Source organism: Pseudoalteromonas sp. HL-AS2 (assembly GCF_031198805.1).
GTDB classification, from domain to species: domain Bacteria; phylum Pseudomonadota; class Gammaproteobacteria; order Enterobacterales; family Alteromonadaceae; genus Pseudoalteromonas; species Pseudoalteromonas nigrifaciens.
In genome coordinates this window covers 56,232-80,650 of record NZ_CP133571.1, presented here as the reverse complement: position 1 = coordinate 80,650, position 24,419 = coordinate 56,232, and the positions used below count along the sequence as shown (strand labels likewise).

At 38.9% G+C, this 24,419-nt stretch carries 23 protein-coding genes and 2 tRNA genes; 17 read left to right on the top strand and 8 right to left on the bottom strand.

Features of this window, described 5'->3' with window-relative positions:
• The first annotated feature begins 65 nt into the window (after positions 1-65).
• The 6 genes from RB215_RS00395 (at position 66) to folX (ending at position 6,793) form a co-directional block, all read left to right on the top strand.
• A complete protein-coding gene (locus tag RB215_RS00395; protein ID WP_309216660.1) occupies positions 66-3,428 on the top strand; it encodes an ATP-binding protein in 3,363 nt (1,120 codons plus the stop codon).
• A 41-nt stretch (positions 3,429-3,469) separates the two neighbouring features.
• On the top strand, positions 3,470-4,099 hold the full coding sequence (locus RB215_RS00390) for a YceH family protein (protein WP_193038736.1): 630 nt from the start codon (positions 3,470-3,472) through the stop codon (positions 4,097-4,099).
• 73 nt (positions 4,100-4,172) lie between these two features.
• Positions 4,173-5,009 carry an ammonia-dependent NAD(+) synthetase gene (gene nadE, locus RB215_RS00385; RefSeq protein ID WP_011326802.1) on the top strand — a complete coding sequence of 279 codons (837 nt, stop codon included), beginning with the start codon at positions 4,173-4,175 and terminating at the stop codon, positions 5,007-5,009.
• A gap of 123 nt (positions 5,010-5,132) precedes the next feature.
• The gene (folM, locus tag RB215_RS00380) at positions 5,133-5,852 is read left to right on the top strand and encodes a dihydromonapterin reductase (RefSeq protein WP_011326801.1); all 720 of its coding nucleotides are present in this window, start codon (positions 5,133-5,135) and stop codon (positions 5,850-5,852) included.
• 26 nt (positions 5,853-5,878) lie between these two features.
• Entirely contained in the window at positions 5,879-6,433 is a 555-nt protein-coding gene (gene folE / locus RB215_RS00375) for a GTP cyclohydrolase I FolE (RefSeq protein ID WP_058372272.1), read from the top strand.
• A 3-nt stretch (positions 6,434-6,436) separates the two neighbouring features.
• Positions 6,437-6,793 (top strand): dihydroneopterin triphosphate 2'-epimerase, encoded by a 357-nt coding sequence (folX, locus tag RB215_RS00370; RefSeq protein WP_011326799.1) that lies wholly within the window; start codon positions 6,437-6,439, stop codon positions 6,791-6,793.
• Positions 6,794-6,831: 38 nt separating this feature from the next.
• Here the strand turns inward: folX and RB215_RS00365 are convergent, their stop codons facing one another.
• The 4 genes from RB215_RS00365 to RB215_RS00350 all read right to left on the bottom strand — a co-directional run bounded on the left by RB215_RS00365 (position 6,832) and on the right by RB215_RS00350 (position 13,588).
• Positions 6,832-7,266 (bottom strand): YqaA family protein, encoded by a 435-nt coding sequence (locus RB215_RS00365; protein ID WP_089367541.1) that lies wholly within the window; start codon positions 7,264-7,266, stop codon positions 6,832-6,834.
• 83 nt (positions 7,267-7,349) lie between these two features.
• The gene (locus RB215_RS00360; protein WP_011326797.1) at positions 7,350-7,715 is read right to left on the bottom strand and encodes a DUF4870 domain-containing protein; all 366 of its coding nucleotides are present in this window, start codon (positions 7,713-7,715) and stop codon (positions 7,350-7,352) included.
• Between the two features lie 155 nt (positions 7,716-7,870).
• Positions 7,871-10,045 (bottom strand): S9 family peptidase, encoded by a 2,175-nt coding sequence (locus RB215_RS00355; RefSeq protein WP_309216659.1) that lies wholly within the window; start codon positions 10,043-10,045, stop codon positions 7,871-7,873.
• 78 nt (positions 10,046-10,123) lie between these two features.
• Positions 10,124-13,588 carry a S8 family serine peptidase gene (locus tag RB215_RS00350; protein ID WP_309216658.1) on the bottom strand — a complete coding sequence of 1,155 codons (3,465 nt, stop codon included), beginning with the start codon at positions 13,586-13,588 and terminating at the stop codon, positions 10,124-10,126.
• Between the two features lie 224 nt (positions 13,589-13,812).
• Between RB215_RS00350 and RB215_RS00345 the strand changes: the two genes are divergently transcribed.
• Together RB215_RS00345 and RB215_RS00340 are read left to right on the top strand one after the other, a co-directional pair.
• A complete protein-coding gene (locus RB215_RS00345; protein ID WP_011326794.1) occupies positions 13,813-14,283 on the top strand; it encodes a DUF2721 domain-containing protein in 471 nt (156 codons plus the stop codon).
• 94 nt (positions 14,284-14,377) lie between these two features.
• On the top strand, positions 14,378-14,830 hold the full coding sequence (locus tag RB215_RS00340; protein ID WP_011326793.1) for a cytochrome c: 453 nt from the start codon (positions 14,378-14,380) through the stop codon (positions 14,828-14,830).
• A 64-nt stretch (positions 14,831-14,894) separates the two neighbouring features.
• Here the strand turns inward: RB215_RS00340 and RB215_RS00335 are convergent, their stop codons facing one another.
• Entirely contained in the window at positions 14,895-15,554 is a 660-nt protein-coding gene (locus RB215_RS00335) for a cytochrome b/b6 domain-containing protein (RefSeq protein ID WP_086997074.1), read from the bottom strand.
• Positions 15,555-15,684: 130 nt separating this feature from the next.
• Here RB215_RS00335 and RB215_RS00330 point away from each other — a divergent pair, with 130 nt between their 5' ends.
• The 3 genes from RB215_RS00330 (at position 15,685) to RB215_RS00320 (ending at position 17,268) form a co-directional block, all read left to right on the top strand.
• Positions 15,685-16,389, top strand: coding sequence for an AzlC family ABC transporter permease (locus tag RB215_RS00330; RefSeq protein WP_041454307.1), 705 nt, complete (start codon positions 15,685-15,687; stop codon positions 16,387-16,389).
• Positions 16,386-16,685, top strand: coding sequence for an AzlD domain-containing protein (locus tag RB215_RS00325; RefSeq protein WP_041454306.1), 300 nt, complete (start codon positions 16,386-16,388; stop codon positions 16,683-16,685). Before RB215_RS00330 ends, RB215_RS00325 begins: the two co-directional genes overlap by 4 nt.
• 91 nt (positions 16,686-16,776) lie before the next feature.
• Positions 16,777-17,268, top strand: a complete 492-nt coding sequence (locus tag RB215_RS00320) for a glutathione peroxidase (protein ID WP_309216657.1) — start codon at positions 16,777-16,779, stop codon at positions 17,266-17,268.
• A 126-nt stretch (positions 17,269-17,394) separates the two neighbouring features.
• On the opposite strand, the gene RB215_RS00315 is transcribed toward RB215_RS00320, so the two are convergent.
• Positions 17,395-17,580, bottom strand: a complete 186-nt coding sequence (locus RB215_RS00315) for a PA3496 family putative envelope integrity protein (RefSeq protein WP_007579801.1) — start codon at positions 17,578-17,580, stop codon at positions 17,395-17,397.
• A gap of 388 nt (positions 17,581-17,968) precedes the next feature.
• Between RB215_RS00315 and RB215_RS00310 the strand changes: the two genes are divergently transcribed.
• Positions 17,969-18,763: a YggN family protein gene (locus tag RB215_RS00310; RefSeq protein WP_089367535.1), complete on the top strand. Its 795-nt coding sequence runs from the start codon at positions 17,969-17,971 to the stop codon at positions 18,761-18,763.
• 121 nt (positions 18,764-18,884) lie between these two features.
• On the opposite strand, the gene RB215_RS00305 is transcribed toward RB215_RS00310, so the two are convergent.
• A complete protein-coding gene (locus tag RB215_RS00305) occupies positions 18,885-20,330 on the bottom strand; it encodes a PLP-dependent aminotransferase family protein (RefSeq protein WP_218910953.1) in 1,446 nt (481 codons plus the stop codon).
• 101 nt (positions 20,331-20,431) lie between these two features.
• On the opposite strand from RB215_RS00305, the gene RB215_RS00300 reads away from it, so the two are divergent.
• The 5 genes from RB215_RS00300 to RB215_RS00280 all read left to right on the top strand — a co-directional run bounded on the left by RB215_RS00300 (position 20,432) and on the right by RB215_RS00280 (position 23,311).
• A complete protein-coding gene (locus RB215_RS00300; RefSeq protein WP_011326785.1) occupies positions 20,432-21,361 on the top strand; it encodes a DMT family transporter in 930 nt (309 codons plus the stop codon).
• Positions 21,362-21,915: 554 nt separating this feature from the next.
• On the top strand, positions 21,916-22,056 hold the full coding sequence (locus RB215_RS00295; protein WP_167376929.1) for a hypothetical protein: 141 nt from the start codon (positions 21,916-21,918) through the stop codon (positions 22,054-22,056).
• A gap of 219 nt (positions 22,057-22,275) precedes the next feature.
• Positions 22,276-22,366: transfer RNA gene (locus tag RB215_RS00290), tRNA-Ser, on the top strand.
• Between the two features lie 57 nt (positions 22,367-22,423).
• Positions 22,424-22,516, top strand: a tRNA-Ser gene (locus tag RB215_RS00285).
• 306 nt (positions 22,517-22,822) lie between these two features.
• Positions 22,823-23,311 carry an RNA-binding protein gene (locus RB215_RS00280; protein WP_089367534.1) on the top strand — a complete coding sequence of 163 codons (489 nt, stop codon included), beginning with the start codon at positions 22,823-22,825 and terminating at the stop codon, positions 23,309-23,311.
• Here the strand turns inward: RB215_RS00280 and RB215_RS00275 are convergent.
• A complete protein-coding gene (locus RB215_RS00275) occupies positions 23,295-24,419 on the bottom strand; it encodes an aminotransferase class V-fold PLP-dependent enzyme (RefSeq protein ID WP_089367533.1) in 1,125 nt (374 codons plus the stop codon). The two genes, RB215_RS00280 and RB215_RS00275, sit on opposite strands and share 17 nt — an antisense overlap.

The following is a 24,419-nucleotide window of genomic DNA, read 5'->3' as shown; positions in this document are numbered from 1 at the left end:
ATTTTTATTTGTACAATAAATTAGCTATAGTGGATACTGTCTAATATAAAAGCAAAATGTAGCTAATGTCGCCAATGAATAATAGTAAAAATAATAAAGTTCATAATTTTAAGCTGACCTTCTGGCTATCACTTACTCTTATTGTATTAGTAAGTGTTGTACTTGATCGGATTAACTATAACCGAGCAAAAGATGCACACCGATTACAAATACTCTCTGAAGTAAGCACTTACCGAGCACAACTTGAAGCTATTTTAGTGTCTAATATTCAGCTAATTCGTGGTTTAGGTGTTGCTGTTGCCGCAGAACCAAATTTACAGCAAGCACGCTTTGCGCAAATTGCTGCCCCCTTATTTGAGACCTCAAACGAACTACGAAATATTGGTGGCGCACCCGACATGGTAATTAACATGATCTATCCGCTTGCCGGTAACGAACAAGCCCTAGGCCTTAACTTTTTAGACAATGAAGCTCAACGTATCGATGCAATTAGAGCCAGAGACACAAATAAAATTGTAATGGCTGGCCCATTAACGTTAATACAAGGGGGTTCTGCACTTGTTGCTCGCGTTCCTGTTTATAAAGCGGATAAATCCTTTTGGGGGCTGCTTTCTGTGGTATTAGATCTTGAAAAAGTATATGCAAACGCAGGTATTAATGAACTCGAAAAACAATACAACGTTGCTATTCAAGGACGCCATGGCTTAGGCACAAAAGGCGATTTTTTTTACGGTGAGCCCGCCATAATAGAGCAAGATCCTCTTGAGTTTTCTTTAAGTTTTCAAGGCGGTAATTGGCAACTTTATGTTGCTCCTAAAAAGGGCTGGAGCCCTGTAAGTTCTTCTATTTGGCCTTTGCGTGTAGCTATAATAATTATATGCGGCCTATTAATTTGGGCGTTTTTATTCTTTTTAAAAATGTTTAACCGCCAACAACAAAATGAAAAAATGCTAGAGGTTATGAGCGATCTGGCTCTAGTAGGCGCTTGGTCGTTTAATTTAGAAAATAAACAAGCGTATTGGTCTGATATGACCAAAAAAATATTTAAATATTCACCTGACGAACAACCACAATGGCCAAAGGATCTTGGCTACTTTAAGCCCGGAAAAAGCCGAGAAAAAGCAGCTAAATTAATTGAACAAGCAATTAAATTTGGTGAGAGCTACGAAGCTGAACTTGAAGTTATTGATGCTAAAGGTAATATTATTTGGGTATTGGTGCACGGTGAAGCTGAGCATAAAAATGATCGCTGTATAAGAATATTTGGCTCATTACAAAATATTGATACCCGTAAAAAAATAGAATTAGAAAATAATAAAATATCGTTATTTAACGAAGCCTTGGCGTCTTTAACCGTTAACGATCAAATTTTAAACGGACAATTAAGCCAATCTAAAGGTGTGATTACTCAAGCAATTTGTCAGGCGCTCAACGTAGATCAAGCCAGTATTTGGCTATTTAGCGAAAATAGAACCCAGCTCAAGCCTATTGCCTTTCATAATATAAACACCACAACAAATAACAACAATGAACCATGGTTACAAAAAGATATTCCTGATTTTTTTGAAGCCATAGAGCATAAAGCCATATTTAGTGCAGCAGATGCACAGCAGTGCCCTATTTTAATGCCAATTAAAGAGCACTACCTAAAGCCACTAAAAATAAATGCCATGTTGTGTGCAGTTATTCCTGCCGGAAGTGGGATCATTGGTATGGTTTGCGCCGAGCAATGCAATACAACCCGCGCTTGGGCGCACAACGAAGAAAGCTTTTTAATTGCTGTAGCAGCACTTGTTGGCAGCCTTTACTCTAGCCAACAACGCATAGAAACAGAGCAACAACTAGTAACCGCCAAAGAAACCGCAGAGCAAGCTGTAGCTGCTAAAAGTGAGTTTTTAGCGAGCATGAGTCATGAAATTCGCACCCCTATGAATGGCGTGCTAGGGATGCTTAATATTGTTAAAAACACAAAGTTAGATCAACAACAAATGCACCACATAGAGCTTGCTCAGTCGTCGGCGCAATCATTACTGAATATTATTAACGATATTTTAGATTTTTCTAAAATAGAGGCTGGTAAATTAGATATTGAAAAAATTCAATTTAATTTACCACGTTTGTTAGGTGAGGTTGTTGAATCATTTGCGCTTAAAGCGGAGCAAAATAATACCATCTTAATTTTAGATGCAACCCTCATCACCGTCAGCGAAATAGTTAGCGACCCTAATCGGTTACGACAAATATTAAGTAACTTAATTAGTAACGCGGTTAAGTTTACATTTAACGGAAAAATAGTAGTCACCGCAAAAATTGATGAAACAACCGATGGTACATCTTTAGTTTGTTCCATTATTGATACCGGTATTGGCATAAAGCCAGAAAAACACTCCACATTATTTGACTCATTTACCCAAGCAGATACCTCAACAACACGCCAATATGGTGGCACTGGCTTAGGGCTCGCTATTGTGAAACAGTTATGTGAACTGATGGGAGGTGAAGTAAGCGTAACCAGTATGCTAAACGAAGGCAGTACTTTTTCGTTTTCAATAAAAATAAAACCTAAATTAAGTAAGCAGCAAGACCTACCTAGCCATTTAATTAAAAACAAACATATTTTAATTATTGATAGCTGCTTATTAAACTCAACCATAGCTAAAAAGCAGCTGATAATATGGCAAGCAAATGCCAATACCTTAACCGACTACACTGCTGTAAGTGCGTATTTTAAAGATCAGGCAACTACAACCCTCGATGCTATTTTAATCGACTATTATTTTTTTGAACAAGCGCCGCAATCGCAAATTACTGAGGTTAAAAATTACCTAGCTAAGCACAGTTGTAAGCTAATAATAATGGCACCTATGAGCTATTCCAAAGATGACTCTACGCTAAGTTTAAAAGTAGACTCAATGATTTTTAAGCCATTAACACCCTCAGACTTATTTGACTCTCTTGCTAATGATAAATACATAGAACAACAGCAACAACAGGCACAACTACAAAATAAACTCACTGAAACGCCATTAGTTAATACAAATGAGCCACAAGTTTTATTAGTAGAAGACAATAAAATTAACCAAGTTGTTGCTGGGGCTTTATTAAAACAAGCCGGTATTTCATTTGATATTGCTGAGAATGGACGTGAGGCGATAAAGCAACTAAATGAGCAACCCGCTAATACTTACCAGTTAATTTTAATGGACTGCCAAATGCCTGAAATGGACGGCTACCAAGCAACTAAAGCGATTAGAAATGGCGACTCGGGTAAGCATTATCAAAACATAACTATTATTGCTTTAACAGCCAATGCAATGCAGGGAGACAAAGAAAAGTGCTTAGCAGCGGGTATGAATGATTACTTAAGTAAGCCACTCGATTTTAGTGCACTGCACCCTAAACTTCAGCAATGGCTTGGCACTCAATAAAAGTGTAAGCTAATCATATAGTTTATTAGTTGAGATGAGTTATGCAATTATCAGCAAATCAACAGCGTATTATTGGCTGTTTACTAGAAAAGCAAAGTACAACTCCCGAACACTACCCTTTGTCGTTAAATGCGCTAACTAATGCGTGTAATCAAAAATCAAATCGTGCACCGGTTTTAAACTTAACCGACAGCGAAGTGCAAATTGCACTCGATGAATTAATAAATGCTCGACTGGTTACCATTGATGAAGGGCTTTCTGGGCGAGTAAATAAATACGACCACCGTTTTTGTAACACCGAGTTTAGTAGCTTAAAATTTAGTGCGCAGCAGCGCGCAATTATTTGCTTGTTACTGTTACGGGGTGCACAAACTCCCGGAGAATTAAAAACGCGATGCGCACGATTAGCAAATTTTAATAGTGTAGATGACGTTGAGCTTGCACTTAATAAATTAATTGAAAATGACATAATAACCAAACTCGCGCGCGAGCCTGGTAAACGTGACTGTCGTTATATGCATTTGCTTGGCGAGCAGCCAATAAGTGAAATAACACGCCCTGCAGAGCAAACGACTGATGAGTTAAAAAGTGAAGAACTCAATGAGTTACTCGCCGAAGTAGACGAGTTAAAAACCGAGTTACAAAAAATTAAAGCTCACTTAGGGCTTTAATTTGTTAGCCCTAAATCACATAATACAAGTGCTCTGCTGAGCGAAATAATTATTTAACCCTAAGGAGTTGGCCATGCGCGCCGAGATTATGGCTGCAATGAAAGTGCAGCCAGTTATTGATGTAAATGCTGAAATTAGCCGTCGTGTTAACTTTATTAAAGCCCGCTTAATAGCAGCCCATGCAACGTCTTTGGTATTAGGTATTAGTGGTGGAGTCGACTCTTCAGTGTGCGGCCGTTTATGCCAACTTGCTGTTAATGAACTTAACCAAGAGCAAAGCACTACTGATTATAAATTTGTTGCTGTGCGTTTACCTTACGGTGTGCAAGCCGACGAAAATGAAGCGCAACTAGCGGTTGATTTTATTCAACCTAGCAGCCGCATGACAGTAAATATTAAGCCTGCAACCGATGCGCTACACGAACAAACAATGGCGGCTATTGTTGGTAACGGTGAGTCACTCCCTGAGCAAGAAAAAATTGATTTTATTAAGGGTAATGTTAAAGCCCGTCAACGCATGATTGCACAATACGAAATTGCTGCATTTTGCCAAGGTTTAGTGGTTGGCACCGATCACAGTGCCGAGAATATTACCGGCTTTTATACCAAGTTTGGTGATGGCGCTTGTGACCTTGCACCGCTTTTTGGCTTATCTAAACGCCAAGTGCGCGCTTTAGGTAGTACATTAGGTGCTTCGTCTGTATTAGTTAATAAAGCACCTACCGCAGATTTAGAAAGTGATCGCCCAGGACTTACCGACGAAGAAGCGTTAGGTTTAAGTTATGAGCAAATTGATGACTTTTTAGAAGGTAAACCGGTTACGCAACAGGTTGAACAAACACTTAGCGCTATTTATCAGCGTACGCAACATAAGCGTCAACCAGTGCCAACTATATACGATGAGCTTTAATACAGTAATTATCGTACGATACCTTAGTAATTTGACTGATCGACCGCTTAAAGTATTACGTAAGATTTTAATTAAATTGGTATTAACGCTGATCCCCTGCCAAAAGAGAGTTTTGTAGTATATATGACACCACCGATTTTAATTACAGGTGCTGGGCAACGCATTGGCCTTGCTTTAGCTAAACATTTTATTGCACAAGGGCAGCCGATAATTATTACCTATCGTACTCGCCACGCTGCAGTTGATTTACTGGAGCAGCAGGGCGCTGTATGCATTTATGCAGACTTTAGTACTGATGATGGTATTAGCACTTTTATTAAAGCACTTAAAGAGCATACCAACTCACTACGCGCTATTTTACATAATGCTTCCAGTTGGGACTGCGAAGCTAATAACGCCAACTTTGCGCAACTGTTTGACAATATGATGCGAATTCATGCAAAAACACCTTATTTAATTAATTTACTGTGTGCAGAGTTATTACTAAATTATCAAACTGAGATGAATACTCCCGCAGATATTATTCATCTTACCGATTACGTAGTAGAAACAGGTAGCCCAAAACATGTCGCTTATGCAGCAAGTAAAGCAGCGCTTGATAACTTAACTAAGTCGTTCAGCGCCAAGTACGCACCTAATATTAAAGTAAATTCGGTTGCACCATCGTTAATTATTTTTAATGAGCATGATGATGAACAATATCGTGCTAAAACGCTGAAAAAGTCATTAATGGGTATCGAACCAGGATGCCAAGAAATAATAAATAGTATTGATTTACTATTACATAGCCACTACATCACAGGCCGCGCTATACCTGTAGATGGTGGTCGGCATTTAAAGTAAACCAAACTAAATTAACTGAGAAATTTATGCATAACGAACTAAAACAAAGCTATGAAAATATTATTACCGCTGTAGGGGAAGATCCTAACAGAGAAGGCTTACTCGACACGCCAAAACGTGCTGCTAAAGCAATGGAATACCTAACTCAAGGGTATCGTCAAACATTAGAAGAAATTACTAATAACGCCGTATTTACCTCAGATGCAGACGACATGGTATTAGTACAAGACATAGAGCTTTACTCTATGTGTGAGCATCATTTATTACCTTTTACTGGCCGTTGTCATATTGCTTATATTCCCAATGGCAAAGTATTGGGACTGTCTAAGTTTGCCCGTATTGTTGACATGTTTGCCCGTCGTTTTCAAATTCAAGAGCAACTAACTCATCAAATTGCTAAAGCCGTTGAAGAAGTAACGGGTGCAACCGGGGTTGGCGTAATTGTTGAAGCTAAACATATGTGTATGATGATGCGCGGCGTAGAAAAGCAAAATTCAAGTATGCGTACCTCTGTAATGCTGGGTAACTTTAGAGCCGATCCAAAAACACGTAATGAGTTTTTGCAGCTAATAAAAGGCTAACTTATGGCTAATGCAATTATTAACGTAACCAATTTACGACTGCGTACTTTTATTGGCTTTAACCAAGAAGAGCGCGAGAAAAAGCAGGATGTAGTGATTAACTTAGAAATTCATTACCCTGCACACGACGCCTGTAAAACCGATGAAGTAGATCAAGCACTAAACTACAAAGTAATTACCAAAGAAGTAATCACTTTAGTAGAACAAGGCGACTTTTTATTACTCGAAAAACTGGTTGCTGAAATTCTTGCTGTTTGTCATTCACACCCAAGTGTTCATTATGCTAAGGCTCGCGTAGATAAACCGCATGCATTACGCTTTGCCGATTCTGTGTCTTTGACGTTAGATTGGGCTAAATAATACGTGTGGATCAATTGATTTAGAATAAATAAGAAAGCTTAAATAAGCTTTTCGACACCTAAGGTAAGGGCGATAACGGCTAAGTAGCGTGCCCCCTTACCTAGTGTTACCAACAATAAAAACGTACTAAAACGCACTTTAAATATTCCCCCTATTACGGTAAGCGGATCGCCAACTATAGGTAGCCAGGCAAATAATAAACTATATACACCGTATTTATTAAACTGCTTTTGTGCTTTTTCAAGCCCCTGCTCTGACACTGGAAACCAGCTTTTATCTTTAAAGCGCAGTACTTGAGTACCCAACCAGTAATTAACGCAGCTCCCTAATACATTGCCCAAAGTGGCAGCTAGCCATAACAACAATAAATTTACTTTACCTTGGGTCATCATAGCTACCATTACCACCTCTGACGAGCTGGGCAATAAAGTAGCCGATATAAAAGCGCTAAAAAATAGCGTGAGATAAAGCATAGTATCCTTAACAATAGGAAGTAAATAAAAAATAAACCCAGCAAAAGCTGGGTTTAAAATACGCTATTAACAAACCGACATTGCTATTTTATCAAATTTAAACTCAACGGGTAGTCAAACTCTTTACCATCATTGGCTTTAACCGCGGCAATAATCACCATTACAAACGAAAATATAGCGACTATTGGCAGTAAAATTACACCAATAACAACAAACATTAAAAGAAAACACACAAAGTAAGCAATCATCATAGTGATTTGAAAGTTGAGTGCTTTTTTGCCATGAACATCAACAATCGGCATGTCATCTTTTTTTATTAACCACACAATTAACGGCCCAATTACAGAGCCTAATGGCACAATAAATCCAGACAAGGCACTTAAATGACAAAGCATTGCCCATGTGCGGTCATCTTTTTTGACGGGTTCCAGCTGTTGCTCATCATGCATAACGCTATCCTTATATTTACTATTTTTGCGTGAGTGTAAGTGTGTATTTCATAACTATAACTCAGTTTATAAACTTATTTAGCTAACTTAGTAATAAATTAAGGCATCACTTTTAAATGATGCCTTTAGCTTATTACTCAATGGTTGTACTTTGTTTACTCTTTAATACCCATTAAATCGAGCATAAATGCATAGTTTAGCGCGGTATCTTCTAAGCGCTTAAAGCGCCCTGATGCACCGCCATGCCCTGCTTCCATATCAATTTTAAACAGTAACTTATTGTCATCTGTTTTATAGTCACGCAGCTTAGCAACCCACTTTGCTGGCTCAAAATACTGTACTTGCGAGTCGTGCAGACCCGTAGTTACTAGCATATTAGGGTACGCTTGCTTAGACACTTGATCGTACGGCGAGTAAGATAGCATGTACTCATAGTATTCTTTTTCATTTGGGTTTCCCCACTCACCATATTCGTTAGTTGTTAGTGGAATACTTTCATCAAGCATGGTTGTAACCACATCCACAAAAGGTACTGCGGCAACCATACCTTTGTAAAGTTCAGGAGCTTGGTTTGCTACTGCGCCCATTAATAAGCCACCAGCGCTACCGCCTTGGGCAAATATTTTGTCTTTAGCGCCATACTTTTGCTCTACCAGTGCTTTAGTCACATCTATAAAGTCATTAAACGTATTCTTTTTAGTAAGTAATTTACCATCGTCATACCAAGGACGACCTAACATTTGCGAGCCTCGAACATGGGCAATAGCAAACACAAAACCACGATCAAGTAAACTTAAACGCGCACTTGAAAAAGTTGGATCCATAGTGGCGCCATACGAGCCATAACCATATTGTAGCAATGGGTTCGTCGCATCTTTTTTAAATTTATCTTTACGGTAAACTAAGCTTACGGGGACTTTTACACCATCGCGGGCGTTAATAAATATACGTTCAGATGCGTAATTATCAACATTAAAGTTGCCTAGCACAGCTTGTTGTTTTAAAAGCGTTTTATCCGTTGTTTTTAGGTTTATATCGTAAGATGAACCCGGCGTGGTCATGCTCGTATAGTAAACACGTAACTTATTGCTGTTTATATCGTTATTACCATAAGCACTAATAGTGTAGGCACTGTCGTTAAAAGATAATAACTGCTCTTGATTAGTGCTTAAATTGCGTATTATTTGTCGCGATTGCCCCATTTCACGCTGTTGGTAAACCACATAGTCATTAAATAACTCTATCCCTTCTAGCTTTATATCATCACGTGCTGGGATCAGCGTTTGCCAGTTTGCTTGATCATGTGCTTTCTTAATAGCGACTTTCATTAGCTGAAAATTAACCGCATTTAAATTAGTGACAATATAATAACTCTCACCTAATTTAGAAATACTATACTCAAGATTCGCTTGGCGTTTAATTAAGCGTTGAGGCATTGCTTTAACGTTATTTGCGCTAAGCACCGACATACCTGATGCAGTGCTACTACTGTGCCAAATATAAATTTCAGTACCGTCTTTGCTTTTACTTAACCCGGTGTAATAGCTTGAGTCTGTTTCTTCGTAAACTAGTTCGTCATTGGCCTGCGGCGTACCTAAAGTATGGCGATAAACCTGGTAGCCTAACAAAGTCTGTAAGTCTTTTTTAATGTAATACAGTGTTTTGTTATCGTTTGCCCAAACAAGGTTACCACTTGTGCCTTCAAGCGTATCTTGGAGTAGCCTCCCGGTGCTTAAATCTTTAATTTTAACGGTATAAATACGTCTACTGAGAGTATCTTCACCGTAAGCCATTAAGTTACCGTTTGGACTCACATCTAAACCACTTACAGCATAATAGTCATGAGCCTTAGCAAGTTCATTTACATCTAAAATAACCTGTTGGTTAGTTCCTGAAAAGTCACTGCTACGCACATAAGTAGTGTACTCGTTATTGCCACGAGTTTGCGACGAGTAATAATAATCACCTTTTTTTATCGGTACTGAATCGTCATCTTTTTGAATACGCCCTTTAAGCTCGGCAAAAAGTTTAGCTTGCTGCGCTTGAGTATGAGCAAGCATGGTATTTGTATAGCTATTTTCAGCCTCAAGGTAACTAATAACATCGGCTGCTTTGCGTTCATCGTCACGCAGCCAATAGTAATTATCAATGCGGGTATCGCCATGAATAGTCATGGCGTGCGGTACTTTTTTAGCTATAGGTGCAACAACTTGAGGTAACTGCTCTGCTGTAGTACTTATAACGTTTGTTTGGACTGCTTCGGGCGCCTGATTACAGCCACTTAAAATAGCTAAAGATGATATAGCTAGAACACAAGGGATATGTTTCATAAGATAAAGCCTTTACTTTAGTGAAGCTAAATAAAAAGGGAGCCGAAGCTCCCTCTAAGTAACAATTAAGTTATAAGCTTACTTTTGCTTACGACGACGCATAAATGCAAGCGGCGCAGTAAGTAATAACCAAGCTAATGAACCCGAAGATTTTTTCTCTGGCTCTGGTGTTACAACAACCGGTGGTGGTACTACTTTAGTAATACTAACCGTAACCATTGCAGGCTCTGATACATTACCACGCGTATCAATTGCCACTACTTGTATCTGGGCTGAAGAATCACCTGTCAGTAAAGCTGTGTTAGTAACAACAACTTGACCATCGGCATCAACACCCAAACCTTGGTGAGTATTTGACTGAACAAAGTACTCTGAAATAGCTAAATCAAACTCAGACTCTGTTACTGTTAAAGCACCTACAACGGTACCGTTTGCTGCATCTTCAGAAACAGTAAATTCACCACCAACAAGCGCTGGCGCTGAAACATCTGGAACCTCTAAATCAGCAGCTGCCATCACTTTAACAACATCTAAGCCTGAAGCCTGTGTTAGCGCAAATGGACCACTTGCTGTAACAACTGCTTTTTCACCTGGTTTAAGTGTTGTAACTGCTTCACCTGTTTCAAGCGAGGTAAATGCTACTTGAGGTTGCATACCAAATACAGTTGAACCTGTAACACTATCAGTTTCAGTAAATACACCACTTTGATATGCAGCATAACCCACAGATGCTTTAAAGTTCATCTGCTCGCCTAGTAGTGTCCCATCTATATTAAGTAGTTCAGAACAACCAGAGAAGGTAATGGTGTCCTCTCCCGCAGAGTGATAAAGCGGAGTACCCCACGCCCATGAATCATTACCCGCGCCATCTGTCTCACCAATTAGCGTACGGCTACGCCCAGGGAACGCTGTATCGCGGCCACGGTCGTTTAAGTTTGTCATAAACTGATCTGCTACACCGTCATTATCGGTATCAATTTCTAATCTGTAACCCGCTTGGAAGGTATGCGTTAGTGGGTCTCGTAATTGAATCGATGAAGTAACAAATATGCCTGAGTCACAAAACTCTGCATTAAACGCCGAGAAAGTAGTTGCTAGAATATTAAATTCAGCTTCTGCAAATGTTTTCTCAACACCCACTGCAACAATGCTTTCTGCTTGTGGCATAATTTCAGTTTGACCACTATTTGTAACAACAAGAGCCATTTCACTATCGACGATTTGCGATGAAACGCTTAGCTCAGTAGCTGCTTTAGGCATTGCATGATAAACAAGGTGTAAATCATGGTCAGTATCTGTGCTGGCATCATCAAACACCAAAGCACCATCAAACTCTACTGAGGTTAATGCTGCACTTCTTGCTGCAACTTCCTCTGCGCTAAATGGGTTATTTAGATTCCACTCTGGTAACTTAGCTGGATCAACGGTTAATACTACGTCAAAATTAATAGCTTGGCCTGCAGGAACAGTAATTGATGCAGGGAAATCCCAACTAATAGCCGCAGTATCTATATCGCTCTGGTAACGCGCTTCTGTACGTAAGTTATAAGTTTTAGCGTCAGCTGAGAAGTTCTTAACTGTTACCGTTTTAGTTAACGATGCAGTTTCTGTCATGCTTTCTAAGCCAAATGAAAGCGCTGCTTGCTTGGTATTAAACTTAGCGTTATTTACCCATGCAGCAACCGGTAAATTAACCGCTTTAGCTACATCAACTAAACCTGCGCCAATCATACTAATAGGTGCTAATTCTGAAGCAGGATTAATTGCTAACGGCTCGTTTGTTACATTTAAATTAGCCGCATTCATTATTGTGGCTTTAATTTCAAAGGCATTACGATCTGGATGTGCTTCACGAATCATCGCAACAGCACCAGCAGTAATTGGACCTGAAAAAGATGTACCTGAAACTGGGTTAGTACCAGTTTGAGTACCTGCTGCTGCAACATCAATGCTAGTACCTGGTGCGGTAATTTCTGGTTTTAATAAACCATCCATTGAAGGACCACGAGATGAGAACGTAGCTACAGCGCCAGATGTAGTTTTAATGTCAATGCTAATATCAAATGTTGCCGGACCACCTGCTGCTAACTGTGCTTTTAAAGCCGCACCTGCAGCAAAATTAATGCCTACGTTTTTAATTGTTACAGCAGCATCAAAACCACCCATAGGAGCTGGTGTACCATCATCAGTATTGTTTGCAATCATCACAAACTCTGCACCATTTATTTGTGCGTTTAATACTTTGTCGGTAAATGCACAAGCACCACGGTCTATTAATACAGCTTTACCGGTAAAATCAACATCGGCGGCAAACGCAACACAACCATTTTGGTTAGCGTCTGGATAAACTAACTCAATGTCTGCACCTGTTATTGTGTAAGCTTCTTGAGGACCAAAACCTGATGGCTGAATATTACCTTCAACGCCAGCAATAGTACCTGTAGCAACACCTATTTCAGTTGTAGGGTGCGTCATTGCACCTACAGATAAGGCATTAGGTGTGGTACTTGGGCCGCCTATACGGAATGGGTTATCACCATCGTTACCCGCAGAAATAACCATATTAACGCCTAATTCAACAGCACGCTGAATTAAGTATTGTGTACCGCCGCCAGTATATGTGTCGCCAAACTCGCCACCAAGCGACATATTCATTACATCTACACGGTCAGAAATATCACCATCGCCATTAGGATCCATTGCGGCTTCTAGTGCTGCAGCCTGTGCGGCACTTGGACAACCGCCACCACATACAGAGTAAACATAAAGTTCAACGTCTGGCGCAATACCATTTACTGAGTTTGAAGACGAAGTACCGTGGTTTGTTGGATCTCCTGTTACTGGAGAGTTAGCAGGATCGTTCTCTATCGGATCAGCGTCTTCATTAATAAAGTCGTAACCACCTTTAACAACACCTTGAGGCCAAGCCACTGTAGTAGGATCTGCTTGCGCTGCTAAATATGCTTCAACTGTACCTGCTCCACCAAATGCTTGGTGAGTGTAATCAATACCTGTATCTAATACCGCAACACGCTGACCTTTACCGCTTGCAATACCGTCTACAATAAGTGGTTTTGCATTAATATAGTCAGAGCTTGCTGCAACATGCAGTTCGCTATCGAACATAGGTAATACTTTTGCTACTCGTGAATCTTTAGCAATTTTAGCAAGTGCTTCAGCCGAAGCTTGAACGATTAACGTAGGTGCTAATATTTTGGTTTTACCAATTATTTTCGCATCAAAATCTAAGCTATTTAATTCAAGAGTCATAGTGTCTTGAAGTTGCTCTATATTAGCTGTAATTTCACGATTATTTGATTGCTGGTAAGTACCTGCAACATAGGCGTCTACTGATGTTGTAGCGCGTAATACAATCATATGTGCCGATGGTTCTTTTTTATCTGCAACTTGTTCTTTTACTGCTTCAGCTTTTTGATAAGTAATATTAGCCGTAGGTAAGTTACTTGCACTTGCAAGTGTTGCAATAAATGCGCTTGAGACAGCAGTGGCAATTGCTGTTTTCTTTATTATATTTTTAGACATCATTTCCCCTAGGATAGGTTATGTATTATTGTATTTACTATATTCAACCATGGGCTTAAATATAAAACTTAAACCCATACGTGAGCAACACCTTAGTTACATTTAAGTTACAAGCAACACATAAAAACAGAGAAAACACTAGCAACAAACTGATTCCAAAGGGAAAAGAAAGAAATTAAGTTTGTGAATGATTGTAAACAACCAACACTTATTTTGAGATGTAAATGGATAACGAAGTAATTAATATTTTAAGCATGGCCAAAGTGATTCAAACCGCGGTTGCTCCCGTCTTTTTAATTACAGGTATTGCTGCCACTTTAGGGGTTTTATCAAACCGTTTAGCGCGTATAACAGATAGAGCTCGTTTGCTTGAACGTAGACTAAAAGTAAGCACTGATGATGACTTTAATCTGTCGCTAACCACCGAGCTAAGAGCGCTGCTAAAGCGCTCTCGTTGTATACACCTTGCATTTAGCTTGAGTGTGTTAAGTGCATTGTTGGTTTGTGCGGTTGTTATGTTATTATTTTTATCGCATATTCAATCAGTTAACTTAGGCGTAACGATAGGTAGCTGTTTTGTAGCTGCTATGGCTTTGCTTATATTTGCTTTTATGTCGCTACTTTGCGAAGTGTTTTTAGCCACTCGCAGTATGCGCCGTGGCATGATATTCGCCGACGTCGATATTAACGATTAAGCCTCAAGCAAACCAAACTATCGCTTTCACTTGAATAAAAGTGGCAGCTAAGATACAAAGATAGAATTAGAAACTTTTACTAGGGATAAGTTTAATGAAATTGAAGCAAGTATTTATCGGGGCATTATTATCAACATGCGCACTTAGCGTATCAGCAAATTCTGCATTTAAAGAGCCAAGCGACGCTATTGAATATCGTCAAGCTGCATTTTCTATGCTCTCAGTACAAATTAGTGACATGGGCGCTATGCTTAAAGGCAAAATTCCTTTTGATGCAGATAAATTTAAAGCACGTGCAAATAACGCAGCTGCACTGGCAAAAATGCCATGGGAAGCGTTTTACGAAGGTACTGATAAGGGTGATACTGCTGCACTTGCCGCTGTTTGGGCTGAAAACGACACTTTTATGAAAAAAGCAACTGCATTTCAGCAATACGCAGATGAACTTGCTGTAGCTGCACAGTCTGGCGATAAAGCTGTTATTGGTAAAGCGTTTGGCGCATGGGCCAAAGGCTGTAAAGATTGCCACACGCAATTTAAAGACTAAGTTTTCAAATAATAAAGGCGCCTATTTAATTCATAATCGGATTTAAATAGGCGCCTTTTTATTTTTAACCCAAGTTAAGTAAATAACTAAGTGGCTCACTGCCCCAAGTTGTCATAAGCACTACAAGCAATATTAAAAATACGACCCAAGCTAACCAAGGTGCTTTTGTAAGTATTGCTGGCTTTTCATTTGGCTGTTGTTTCGTTCCGGTGATCATCGCTTTCACTAAAGGCTTGCCTTTAATCTTATAAATTACAATTGCTAAAACATGCAAACCTATCGCATAAAGTAAAATATCAAAGTTTAAACTATGTAACCAATTAGCAAAATCAACTGTACTGCTCGACACGTACTGCGCTAAAGGCCCATCAGTTAAAATACCATCACTACTCATTAAGCCACTAACAAGCTGAGTAATAATAAGTATAAAAAACAACAACACCATATAACTACCTGGCGCAGAATGCCCAAGCGGAGTTTTATTAGTTTTAAGTGAGGTTATTACCGCTTGCGGGGAGTGTATTAACGCGCTTAACTTAGCTGTTTTACTGCCTATAATCCCCCATATTAATCGCGTTAAAATAAGTGCTAAGGTAAAAAAGCCAGCAATAAAGTGCAGTTCAATCATACCTTCTTCAATACTAAAATAGAGCACAGCAATACTAAACACTAATAACCAGTGAAAGCTTCTGACAAAGCCATCCCATACTTTTACTTTAAACATTAGTTATCTCGCTAATTAAGTTATTGTTTCATTATTTCAAACTTTGTTTAGATTTGCATTAAACCTATTATTTAAAGCATGCTTTATGGCACACTTAAGCAATTAATTTTACTGGCTAATATTTCTGCAAATGAACAGACCATCGCGTGCAATTTTAAAAGGTTTTGTTGACATGTTACCGCTTTGTTTGGCGGTGATCCCTTGGGGAATACTCTGTGGCTCACTGGCTATTCAAAATGGTTTTACTGCCCTTGAAACTCAAGCGATGTCTTTATTAGTGTTTGCGGGCTCTGCGCAGCTTGTCGCTATTGAGTTAATTGCGGGAAATACGCCACTACTCACCATTTTGTTTACTACCTTTATAATTAGCTCTCGGCATTTTTTATATGGCTTAGCGGTACGTCATAAAGTAATTGATCAACCTTTGCGCTGGCGTCTACCTGTAAGCTTTGTATTGACCGATGAGTTGTTTGCATTTTCGCACCACCCTAAAGCCTATCGTACAAAAATACGTTTAATTTACGCACTTAGCGCCGGTTTTAGCTTTTATATTGCATGGAATTTATGGACATTTATAGGCATTGTTGCTGGTACTATGCTCCCCGATTTAACCCATTTGGGCCTCGACTTTGCTATAGCCGCTACATTTATAGCTTTAGTTATTCCGGGTGTTAAAAGCCTCGCCTCACTCGTTACAGTTATAGTCGCAGGCATTAGCGCTACACTGTTTAAAAGTACCGGATTTGAGTTATGGCTGGTGAGCTCTGCATTACTGGCCATGAGCGCAGGATACTTTACAGCAAGAATAACTGCCAAAAAGGAGCGCAACTTATGATGACCACTATTTTACTAATGGCCTGTATTACCTTTTTTACCCGTTACTTATTTTTGCACCGCGCTTTACCCTTTAAAGTTGGGCCTAAAATGCAACAATTTTTAAGTTTTAGTGCACCAGCGGTACTTACGGCTATTTGGGTACCTATTGTATTTTTAAACGATGATGGCATTAATTTAAATTGGCAAAACCCTTATTTAAGTGCGGCTATAGTAGCTATTATTGTGGCTTATAAAACCCATAATATTTACTACACTACGATTGCGGGTATGGGATTATTTTTAATTTTAAATTAAAAAATAGTCTTAATATATACAACAACCATATTAAGCAATGTACTTAAAAGAGTAAATTGAGCATCAACAAAGATAAGGTAAAGCATAAATAATGCACAAGTTTCATCAGTTAAGCGCCACCAGTTTGCAAGGTAACACCATTGATTTTAGCGAGTTTGCTGGTAAAGTCGTGCTTATTGTAAACACGGCAAGCAAGTGTGGTTTTACCTACCAGTACGAGTCACTACAGGCTTTGCATAATAAATATGCTAGCCAAGGCTTAGTAATTTTAGGATTTCCGTGTAATCAGTTTAATCAGCAAGAACCCGGAGATGCACAGCAGATAGAGCAAGGATGTTTAATAAACTACGGGGTTAATTTTTTAATGGCCGCTAAAGTAGAGGTAAACGGAGAGCATGCTCATCCGGTATTTCGTTATTTGAAATCGACACAACCTGGCTTTTTAACTCGCAAAATAAAGTGGAACTTTACTAAGTTTTTAATCGCAGCAGACGGCTCACCAATTAAACGCTATGCACCCTTTACCAAGCCAGAAAAGCTAGAGCTCACCATTCAAAAAGCACTGCAACAAAGCAATAAGTAACGCCGCTTAAAAGTAATAAAGAGGCACACAGCCTCTTTATTGCCAATCTAATCAAAATTTAAACATACATAAATGCGTACATTTAGAGTCTAATTCACATTGGTACTTTAGTTATACTAGCGCAATTTAATCGGTGTAATCGCTTAAATCGTCTTCGCCTAGGTTTTTACGCAAGCGCTTTTGCTCAAGGTAGTCTTCCAACTTTTTCTTAACCTTTTGCTTGTTCTTATCGTGCTGATTACGCCCGAGCATTTCGTACTCGTCTTCAACAAAATCGTCATCTAGCGCATCGTAACTAAATGTCTTACCCACAACCCACTCCATAAAGTGTTTGAGACCAACCAAGGATTTTATAATCGCAATAATTGGTAAAATTAAAATGTTCGACACATAAAGTGCAATGCAGTTTAGCGCCAAAATAAAGCCATGTAGCTATCTTAAATAGCCTCCATGTCAATACTGTGAATAAATAGCGCTAAATTCGCTTTATGGAAAGTGAGAGTTTTTTATCGTATCGATAAATAAAATTAATTACTGCTCTAGCTTTAGCCAATTTGACTAAAAAATAGTTTTTTTATAATAAACCTTTGCTATAGACAATACTAAAAATAAAACCAACCTATTGTTTAATATAATAAAAAAACATTGGCACTAAACTTGTTATTACTTATTTATCATCAATAAAAAACTGAGAATAAATATGAAAAAATTACTATTAATGAGCACTTTAATATGTGCACCTGCCGTTGTGGCACATAATGATAACGATTCAACAGTGTCATTTAATAATGAGCAATGTAATGTAGAATTTAAAAATGATGTACGTATTAAGCCTGACGAACTAGAGATTTTTACCGCCAATAAGCAAACTATGCAATTTAATACCAATGGCAATTTAACCATTAATGGTGAATCGGTAGCGCTTAATCATTCCCAGCAAAAGGCGCTAACTCAATATTCAGATAGTTTACGCACGCAATTACCCGAAGTAGCAAATATAGCCTTAGAAGGCGTTAAAATTGCAGGTGTTGCACTGCAAGAAGTTGCTAATGCTTTTAATATTGATGGCCTCGATAATATCTCATCGTTAATGGACGACATTAAACTTGAAGTACAAAATACTTTTTATCAACAAGACACCTTTGTTATGGGCCAGCAAAGCTTTAACCAATTTGGTGAAAACTTTGAGCAGCAGTTCGAACAACAAATAGAGACCGCTGTTGAGTCTGCTGTAATGCAATCTATGGGGAGTATTTTAGTTGCTTTAGGTTCTGAATTACTTGGCTCAGGAGGCGACATGCAAGCCTTTGAACAACGTATGGAAAATATGGGTACGCAAATAGAAGAAAAAGTAGAGCAGCATGCCGATGCGCTCGAAAAACGTGCCAATGCCTTATGCGAAAATTTTGCCAATATAGCTAAACAAGAAGAACAGCTAGTAGTACAAGTACCTGAACTTAAAGGTTACCAATTATTTAGCTTTAAACAAAACTAGTTTACAAACTTCACTTAGGTAATTATTTAACATCCCTTTGCAGCCGTTACGCTTAACTTAACGGCTGTTTTTTATTGTGCCGAAAAACTTGTTACAAGCTGTTGTTCCCCTTTAAATTAGGCTACTTTTTTGCTAGTAAGGTAAGTTTACCTAGTGTGACAATTGCTTGCTCTATTTGCTCACTCCACTGCACACCATAGCTTAGCCTTATACAGCTTTTGTATTTATTTGAAGCTGAAAATATCAACCCTGGAGTAATGCTTATACCTACCTCAAGCGCTAATGAAAATAGCTTTTGGCTATCATACTCGCAGCCTAAGTCTAACCAAATAACACAGCCACCTTGTGGATCGCTGATCCGTGTACCTTTTGGCATGGCTTGCTGTAAGCAACGTCGCATATGCTCTTTATTCGTACGTAAACGCTGCCTAAGTACTTTTAAATTACGATCGTATTCACCGCTAAAAACAAATTCTGATAACGTCCATTGATTAATTAGTGAGGTAGAACAACTCAATGCTCTTTTATAACGCCTAGCTTGCCCTGCAAATTTCCCCGCAATAAGCCAACCAACACGATAACTAGGGGCAGCCGTTTTAGAAAAAGACGAACAACTTAGCACCAAGCCTTTTTTGGAATACGCTATAGCAGGTGTACCTCGTTTGGGTGTAAAGTATAGGTCGCCATATACGTCATCTTCAATGAGCACTACGTTATGGCTTTCAACTAGTTCCACCAGCTGTTCTCGATTTTTATCTGGCATAAAACTACCAACCGGATTACTAATAGCCGTAGAAAATAAGCACGCTTTAATATCGTGCTCATTAAGCGCCTGCGCTAAATCGTTTAGCCAAATACCATTATCTGGGCATAAAGGTATTTCAAGTGCTTTAAGGCCTAAACTTTCTATTAACTCTATAATTCCGTGATAGCAAGGGCTCTCTATGGCCACTACATCACCGGGCTTAGTTACGCATTTGAGTGCAATTGCCAGTGCTTCTTGCGCACCATTAGTGATCACCATTTCATCCATATTAATGCCAATGCCAAAGTCTAAATAGCGATGAATAAGTTGCTTTTTTAACGGTGCATAACCATCCAGTGGCCCGTAATTAATAGCGTTACTACCGGCAAGCGTCATTACTCGGCGCATATTTCTGGCTAAGGCTTTATCGGTTGGTGCTGCAGCAACCGGGTTAGCGACTCCAAAAGGCACCACATGGGCCTGATGAATGGCTGTGTATACCTGCTCAATCAGCGCCTGCTTGTTTACAATCACGGGCTCGCGGCTCAGCTTAACCCGTTTTGGTAAGCTGCTTGCCATGTTAACGGCTTTTAAAAAGTAGCCTGACTTTTCGCGTGCCTCTATAACCCCTTGATCCTCTAGCGCTTGATAGGCCTGCTTTACCGTAGGAATACTTATATTAAGGTTGCTAGCCATTTTACGTAAAGACGGCAGTTTTTCTGAGGGCAATAAAGCCTGTTGAGCACTCATATCCCTGATCAGTTGAATAACTTGCTGGTACAAAAACTCATGACCTTGATGGCTAACCGCTTTTAAAATCATTACACCCTCAATCTGTATAGGTTACATATTCCATTTTCTGTATATGGTAAGTATACAGATAAGCTTTAAAATAGCAGCTTAATCGACTTTGGAGAGCAGTATTGAAAAGTGCAGCGCTATATATAACAACTGTTTTAATTTGGGGCTCAACCTGGTTGGCCATAGAGTTTCAGCTAGGCGATATTGCTGTTGAACTATCGCTATTTTATCGTTTTGCAATCGCGGCATTATTAATGTGGTTATATGTGGCATACAAAAAACCTAAAATGCGATTTAATTTAGTCGATCATGGTTTTTTCGTATTATTGGCCCTGTTTAACTTTGGCCTAAATTACTTAATGCTTTACTGGGCACAAAATCACCTTAGCTCTGCAATGACCTCGATTGCTTTTTCAATGCTATTAGTAATGAATATAGTTAATACCCGATTATTTTTTGGCAAACCTATTTCAAAACGAATTTATACCGGTGCTGTACTTGCCATTTTAGGTATCACCTGCTTGTTTTGGCCACAATTACAGCAACTCAACTTGAGTAACAGTGCATTCGTCGGGTTACTACTTGCTCTTGGAGGCACCTTTGTGGCTTCATTAGGAAACATGGTAAGTGTACGTAATTCACGCAAACAAATTGGTGTGTTACAAGGTAATGCTTGGGGCATGTTATACAGTGCCATTGGCTTAGCCTTATATGTATTTATAAGCGACGTGCAATTTAATTTCACTGCACCTACTAGCTATTGGCTGTCGTTATTGTACTTATCTATTTTTGGCACTGTAATCGCCTTTGCTTGTTACTTTGCACTGTTAAAAAATATTGGCCCCGAAAAAGCCAGCTATGTCATCGTACTGTTTCCTTTAGTTGCGGTAACACTAAGCAGCTTTTATGAAGGCTTTGAATGGCATGCAAATACCTTTGCAGGGTTTAGCTTAGTACTACTTGGTAACGCCATAGTGCTTACCCCAACAAAACGAATTAATGCCTTTTTAGCAAACAGAGCGGTTGCTAGAAGAGGCTCTGTCCCCAGTTAGACGCGTTATTAACGCAACTAACGCAAAAGCGCCTACTGTAAAGTAGGCGCTTTTTTATTGGTTAATATAAAAACAGCTGCCAAGTGTTCGTTATAACTCCTAGTAATACTAACTTTATTAAAAACACCATTTTGCTAAAAAGCTAAGTAATTCACCCATGCAATGCAAATATAAAGTGCATTACACCAACTTTTTTTAGAACTTTACTGGAATTTTTTTAACGCTCATAAAGTTAATTTTATAAACACTAATTAAACAGCATAAAAAATCATTTAATTAAAATAATTTAATCTGAATAAATAACCAAAAAAGAATACTTTTATCGCATTAAAAATAAAAACAAACACAGAGACCCCATAACAAAAGGGATTTAAAAACTAACGGCGTGAATAAAAATGCAAAAACACCCAAACCCACCAAGTGAACGGCAGGTTAATAAAATCCTTTCGGATTAAAATAACTAATGCTTCGGGCTCAATTTTTATCGCTTTATTTTTAAACAATTAAGAGGCAGAATGCCCCCGTTTTCACCAACCACAACTCGGAGTTAAGTAATGAACCCAATTAACACATTAAATGAAACAGCTGCTACTCACATTGCCGTTAAACCAACAAACCGTAAAGCTAAAATGTTAGCAAAGCTTAATCGCTTCGGTAAAAGACTCGCTCTTGGTAGCACAGCTCAATATAAATAGTCACACAACCATGACTATTTATACGGTGCAGCAAGCACCCAACCACTAAATAAAGCTTCTTATTTAGCTCCCACTGCTTGCTGCAACCTATTTAATTTTATTAAAATTGTCTTTATTTCCCCTTATTTACAAAAAAAACCTCATTTTAGCCTAAATTTTAAGCAAACAGTCTTTTTGCTATTTACACATGCGTATGACCTAAGTATTATTCTGCGTCACGGAGAGATGGCAGAGTGGTCGAATGCACCGGTCTTGAAAACCGGCATAGGTTTGTAGCCTATCTAGGGTTCAAATCCCTATCTCTCCACCACATTTATATTGGTGGCTTTAATTTTTACTTCCATCAATAAAAAAACGGTTATGCGTTGGAGAGGTGTCCGAGTGGCCGAAGGAGCTCCCCTGCTAAGGGAGTATAGAGTTTGTAGCTCTATCGAGGGTTCGAATCCCTCCCTCTCCACCATACTTAATTTAAACCACTTAGTTGTGGTTTTTTTATGCCTATAATTTAACACCAAGACTAAATTGGGAGGGTGAGATCCCTCGACAGGGTTCAACAAAATGTCGGGAACATTTTGGGCCGCTGCAAGCGTCGCGCAGCGATTGATTACATGGAGGTAAGCAAGTCTATCCCTCCCTCTCCACCATATTTAATTTAAACCACTTAGTTGTGGTTTTTTATGCCTATAATTTATAAAACTAAACAAATTGTACCAAACTATAACTTAGGGCATGATTAACTTAACTTTAAGCCAATTTAGGTTTAACTATGATCCGGGTTATATTGCTATCAATTTGCTTAACCGCGCCAACCTTTAGCTTGGCAGAAAACATTACTGTTTATAAATGCGTTATTAAAGGTGTTCCTACATTTAGCCAGCTGCCCTGTGCTCTAGATGCACAAGCCATTACGCTAAAAAATATTAATGTAACCACAGCCTATAGCAATACAACTGCTAGCAGTAAAATTACAGATACTTCTGTTGATGATTACTTAAAAACGCAGCAAATTAATCGTGATATAAAACGCTACCAACTGGCTATTAAACAATATCAGCAGCAATACACAGAAAAAAAACAGCAAATTGATTACATGACGCAAGATAAAGCCAATCGTTTAGGGGCTTCCTCTATTGCCAATGCGATTGCAACTAAAACATCAGCTCTTAAACAGTCATACGATGCTTTAATTGGGCAAGCACAGCAACAAATAGAGGCGTTAAATCAGCAAAAAGAGCAACTTAGTCAACAACCTTAATCGCTTTTTTTATAACCGCTATAAACTTATGTATTGCGTCGGCGCTATTATATATATGCGGTGAAACTCGTATACCAAGCTTTCTGGCATCCACACTAATCCCTGCACTATTAAGCTCATTCAATACATGTTGTTGCTGCATGTTAAAGTTTAAAATAGCAGTACCACTGCATTGATGCTGCAGCGTGGGCGACACAACATATTTACCCAACTGTTGCTGAATAAGCGCAAGCATTGCTAAATTATGCGACCTAACTTTATCAATTCCCAATGCGGCAAAATAGGCAATACTATTGGCTGCAATAATATAAGGTACAACTGAGGGAGTACCGCCCCAAAATTTAAGCGCTCCCTTGTTATAAATAAAATGATTTATATCAAACTCAAAGGGATTTTGATGAGAAAACCAGCCAACATCTTTAGGCTCACAAACAGCTATTTGCTGTGGGTTAACCCATAAGTAAGCAGCACCAGGGCCGCCACATAGCCATTTAACGCTAGAGCCAATCATAAAGTCAGCATTTAAGGCGGTTAAATCAAGCGGTATCACCCCTGCAGATTGCGCAACGTCAATGATTGATAAGCTATTCGTTTTTTTACTCAAAGCAACAATATCGTGTACAGGGGCTTGTACCCCTGTATTTGAATATACGTGACTGATAAAAACTAAATCTATGTTATCCGTTAAATAACGCTGCCAAACGGTAATATCGGTTAAGTTTTCATATTCAGGAATAAATGTTATTTGCGCGCATTTTGGCAAAGCTTTTTGCATCGCAAAGCCCATACTTGGAAAGTCGCTTTGCGTCATTAATACTTTGCAATTTTTTTGCTGTAATCGCGGATGCGACATTAACAATTTGGTTAAGCCGCTGGATAAGTTAACTTGTGGACAAAATTGCTCGCTAGGCGCATTAAATAACTGCCCTAATGCGGTATTAAATTGCTCTACTGCAGGTAACCATTGCTGCCAGGGTTCTTTATTTGACGATTCCCACGGCGAAAAATAATGAGCTGCTAAATGCTGCTGACTATTTTTCAGTGGACGCCCTACTGAGTGGCTTAATAAATAACAGCCTTCGGCCATACAAAAATCGTGTTGATTCAT

Coding starts and splice junctions, on each gene's coding strand:
- nadE (WP_011326802.1), top strand. CDS start 4,173: ATGCGCGCCGAGATTATGGCTGCAATGAAAGTGCAGCCAGTTATTGAT.
- RB215_RS00350 (WP_309216658.1), bottom strand. CDS start 13,588: ATGTCTAAAAATATAATAAAGAAAACAGCAATTGCCACTGCTGTCTCA.
- RB215_RS00320 (WP_309216657.1), top strand. CDS start 16,777: ATGCACAAGTTTCATCAGTTAAGCGCCACCAGTTTGCAAGGTAACACC.
- RB215_RS00340 (WP_011326793.1), top strand. CDS start 14,378: ATGAAATTGAAGCAAGTATTTATCGGGGCATTATTATCAACATGCGCA.
- RB215_RS00305 (WP_218910953.1), bottom strand. CDS start 20,330: ATGATTTTAAAAGCGGTTAGCCATCAAGGTCATGAGTTTTTGTACCAG.
- RB215_RS00335 (WP_086997074.1), bottom strand. CDS start 15,554: ATGTTTAAAGTAAAAGTATGGGATGGCTTTGTCAGAAGCTTTCACTGG.
- folX (WP_011326799.1), top strand. CDS start 6,437: ATGGCTAATGCAATTATTAACGTAACCAATTTACGACTGCGTACTTTT.
- RB215_RS00395 (WP_309216660.1), top strand. CDS start 66: ATGTCGCCAATGAATAATAGTAAAAATAATAAAGTTCATAATTTTAAG.
- folM (WP_011326801.1), top strand. CDS start 5,133: ATGACACCACCGATTTTAATTACAGGTGCTGGGCAACGCATTGGCCTT.
- RB215_RS00310 (WP_089367535.1), top strand. CDS start 17,969: ATGAAAAAATTACTATTAATGAGCACTTTAATATGTGCACCTGCCGTT.
- RB215_RS00280 (WP_089367534.1), top strand. CDS start 22,823: ATGATCCGGGTTATATTGCTATCAATTTGCTTAACCGCGCCAACCTTT.
- RB215_RS00275 (WP_089367533.1), bottom strand. CDS start 24,419: ATGAATCAACACGATTTTTGTATGGCCGAAGGCTGTTATTTATTAAGC.
- RB215_RS00345 (WP_011326794.1), top strand. CDS start 13,813: ATGGATAACGAAGTAATTAATATTTTAAGCATGGCCAAAGTGATTCAA.
- RB215_RS00355 (WP_309216659.1), bottom strand. CDS start 10,045: ATGAAACATATCCCTTGTGTTCTAGCTATATCATCTTTAGCTATTTTA.
- RB215_RS00390 (WP_193038736.1), top strand. CDS start 3,470: ATGCAATTATCAGCAAATCAACAGCGTATTATTGGCTGTTTACTAGAA.
- RB215_RS00295 (WP_167376929.1), top strand. CDS start 21,916: ATGAACCCAATTAACACATTAAATGAAACAGCTGCTACTCACATTGCC.
- RB215_RS00325 (WP_041454306.1), top strand. CDS start 16,386: ATGATGACCACTATTTTACTAATGGCCTGTATTACCTTTTTTACCCGT.
- RB215_RS00360 (WP_011326797.1), bottom strand. CDS start 7,715: ATGCATGATGAGCAACAGCTGGAACCCGTCAAAAAAGATGACCGCACA.
- RB215_RS00330 (WP_041454307.1), top strand. CDS start 15,685: ATGAACAGACCATCGCGTGCAATTTTAAAAGGTTTTGTTGACATGTTA.
- folE (WP_058372272.1), top strand. CDS start 5,879: ATGCATAACGAACTAAAACAAAGCTATGAAAATATTATTACCGCTGTA.
- RB215_RS00365 (WP_089367541.1), bottom strand. CDS start 7,266: ATGCTTTATCTCACGCTATTTTTTAGCGCTTTTATATCGGCTACTTTA.